Origin of the sequence: Marinilabilia sp., from assembly GCF_016278715.1 — a bacterium.
GTDB lineage: Bacteria > Bacteroidota > Bacteroidia > Bacteroidales > Marinilabiliaceae > Marinilabilia.
Genome location: NZ_JADQBH010000044.1, coordinates 1 through 2,535, shown reverse-complemented (window position 1 = coordinate 2,535; position 2,535 = coordinate 1). Strand labels below are relative to the sequence as shown.

The 2,535-nt window shown below is 43.6% G+C and carries 1 pseudogene; it reads right to left on the bottom strand.

Annotated features, from left to right (window positions below):
• Positions 1–2,535, bottom strand: a pseudogene (locus tag QZZ43_RS03100) (hypothetical protein); the annotation flags it as partial.

Genomic DNA, 2,535 nt, shown 5'->3' with positions numbered 1-2,535 from the left:
CATAATTATTCCGGAACCTAACATTTTTTATTATCGGGGAAGCGCTTTTTATTATCAAGCCACCTCCCTCGGTGTCGTCATAGACATCCGCGAACCCACCTTCAATGGTCAGGCCATCCAGAATCATTTGCTCTGTAACAGGTTGCTCAAGAGAACCAGTAATGCTGACCACATGATAACTGTTGTCACCTTCAACACCGGGCTCCCCGATATCTCCACTCAAAACAACCTTGTTTTTATATATATCACGTTCTTCAAAAAACGTTTCAACTCCTGAGAATCCACCAAACAGTTTCACATTTGTATCTATAACAAAAGAGGAGTCTCTGTTGGTGGTAACCGCAGGTTTATAAATCCCGCCCGAAATCCATAGCGAATCTCCAGTGACTGCAACGCTCAGTGCATCTTTCAAATCAATGCCGTTCTCCCATGAAGAGCCGTCTCCGGTACCATTTGGCACAACAAACAACGGATGTCCACGATAAATACCGAACGAAGCATAGACTGACCAATTGGTGTTACCACTACCATCAACATATCCTACCCGCCACTTGACAGCATCCAGAGGTGCAAGGTCGGAAAGACCGTATTCATAACCTTCAATATTTTCAACAAGGGTTGTGTCTGCTCCAACCACATACTCCAGTTGGTAATCCGAAATGGTTGAGGCAACTTCGCTGTCTTCCATACCCCAATTGAGCACAACAGTCGCTCCGTCCTCAATTTGAAGAACCGATTGGTTTTCCGGATTTATTATAACGGGCCCAACGACTGCTCCTTCAGAGATTCCAATATCCAGTGTATCTGCCAAAATTCTGGAATTACCAAAGTAATCGGTAGTCAACCATTCAGGAAGCGCATCATTGCTTCCGGCATTGAGAGCAATACTTTCTTCTCTTATTCTAAAGTCCCCGTTATCCGCATCAATAAATTCGGGATTTCCTGTCAGGTTATTGTTGCTGTTTCCGGATTCATAAATAGTATAGGAAACCAATTCCGAACGACTCAAATCATTGTTGTAATTGTTTTGAGATGAATTTTCCCAAAATATTGAATTAACAATGCTATTGCGTCCATAAGCTGCGCCCCCATCAATCCAGGAGGAGTTTTTAAACCAAACACAGTTGTAAAACCTGAAATATTTTTTAGCATAAACAGCACCTCCTTCACTATCACAGGTATTGTTTGTAAAAAGTACATTTCCGAATTCAGCCTGACTACCCACGGCATCATAAACTGCTCCACCGTCATAAAGGGCATAGTTATTTTTGAAATGCACATTAACAAACAGAGGAGAAGCCCATTCGAGATACAAACCACCTCCATTGTTATGCCCACTGCCATCGGCATAACCATCTTCTATAGTAAACCCATCAACCACTGCACTCCAGTCATCCCGTTCTTTCGTTACCCCCACAGCCGATAAAACATGGTAACTATTGTCGGTAATCACATCCTCCACACCAATATCTCCACTCAAAATTGTTTTATTTTTGATATGGTTTCGCTCACTAAACTCAGTTTCAGTGCCTGCGAAGCCACCAAACATCTTTATATTCTCCGTCAACACAAAAGAGACCTCCCGGTCGATAGTCGTTGTCGGTTTATAGGTACCTGCCGCAACCCAGATGGAATCACCATCAACTGCATTCCCAAGAGCTTCCTGCAAGTTCATTGCATCCGTCCATGAGGTTCCTGCTCCGGTTCCGCCCGAAGTCACATAAAGCGGATGCCCCCTCAATACAGAAAAATGATGCTGTTCTGACCATGTTTTTCGGCCGGAAGCATCTACACTGCAGACGCGCCAAGCTACAACGGAACCCGGATTAAGTCCTGCCAGAGTATAACTCAGGCCCTGAATATATTCCATCAGAACCGGCTCTGCTCCATTAAAACTAAATTCAACCGAATAACTCTCAACATTTGAAGGTTGAGTATTGGGCCATCCCCACTCAAGAAGTATGGAACTATTTCCACTGTCAAAATAAGATTTGTGCTCAGGACTTAATAATACCGGTGCCACAACACCGCCCTCGGACATTCCAACATCCACAACACTTTCCTGAATACGAACAGCACCGAGCCAGTCAGAAGTCAACCATTCCGGAACATCCTCATTAATACCGGTATTCAAACCCGGACTACCGGCAAGCAACCTAAAGTCATTTTTATCGGGAGCCACGAACATTGGATCCACAGAAACATTTCCATTGATTTCATCACGGGTTTCGTAGATAGAATTTCTCACGTTATTACCACTTGAGAATTCATTGTCATACAAGCCGGAGTAATTTCCCCAGGAAATAGAATTAGTAATGGTTGCATTTCCATAAACAGAACCACCCCTTCCATTGGCTGAATTGCCAGACCAGGTACAGTTGTAATATTCAGCAGTTCCTAAAGAATAAACAGCCCCTCCATCATCGCCGGAAGAGTTATTGGTAAACAACACATTCCCAAATTTCGGACTGCTATCAGAAACATAAACAGCACCTCCGTCTCCGCTTGAATAGTTATCACGAATCCAGATCGGAA